At 49.4% G+C, this 1,029-nt stretch carries 1 protein-coding gene; it reads left to right on the top strand.

The window, feature by feature from the left end:
• Positions 1-15: 15 nt before the first annotated feature.
• Positions 16-1,029: ABC transporter ATP-binding protein (locus tag R8N28_RS27170; protein ID WP_318183909.1), on the top strand; the 1,014-nt coding region annotated here is incomplete at its 3' end.

Genomic DNA, 1,029 nt, shown 5'->3' on the forward strand with positions numbered 1-1,029 from the left:
CAGTAGAGGTCTGAAATGTCACTATTAGAAGTGAAAAACCTTCGTATTGAATACCCATCCCGACACGGCGTTCACGCGGCCGTGAAATCACTTTCGTTTAATATTGAACGAGGTGAAATCGTGGGTGTTGTTGGCGAATCCGGTGCGGGTAAGTCCACCGTTGGTAACGCCGTTATCGATTTGCTGAGCCCTCCGGGACGCGTTGCCAGTGGCGATGTCTTTTTGGATGGTGAAAAAATCTCTGGCTTAACACCAGAAGCGATGCGTAAGGTGCGTGGCTCGAAGATTGGTTTTATCTTCCAAGACCCTATGACCTCTCTTAACCCTTTGTTTACGGTTGAGCAGCAGCTAAAAGAAACCATTCATGCCAACATGAAAGTATCTGACGACGAGGCGTATCAACGCGCGTTGTCTCTGATGCAGCAAGTCGGCATCCCTCAGCCTGAAAACCGTCTTAAACAGTATCCTCACCAGTTTTCTGGTGGTATGCGTCAGCGTGTGGTTATCGCGATCGCTTTGGCTGGTGAGCCAGATCTGATCATCGCCGATGAGCCAACCACGGCACTGGACGTATCAATCCAAGACCAAATCCTGAATCTTATCCGTGAGTTGTGTATCCAGAACAATGTTGGTTGTATGTTGGTTACGCACGACATGGGGGTGGTTTCAAACGTTACAGACCGCGTGGCGGTAATGTATCGTGGCGATCTTGTTGAGTTTGGGCCAACGGCAAAAGTGTTGGGTAACCCAGATCACCCATACACGCGCAGCTTGATTTCGGCGGTTCCTCGCTCAGACAGAAAGCTCGATCGTTTCCCTCTGGTGAGTTACATCGAAGAAGCGACAGAAATGAAGTCGCTGGACATTAAGAATCACTGGCTTGGTCAAAGCCAAGATCAGCGCGAGTACACTGGCCCGTTGTTGGATGTGAAAAACGTCAACCTAAGGTTTGTGACTAAGGACTCTTTGTTTGAAAGCCGCCGTGAGTACGTGCAGGCATCGAACAATGTGAGTTTTGAGGTGCACGAA

The sequence above is a fragment of the Vibrio sp. Vb1554 genome (assembly GCF_033344235.1).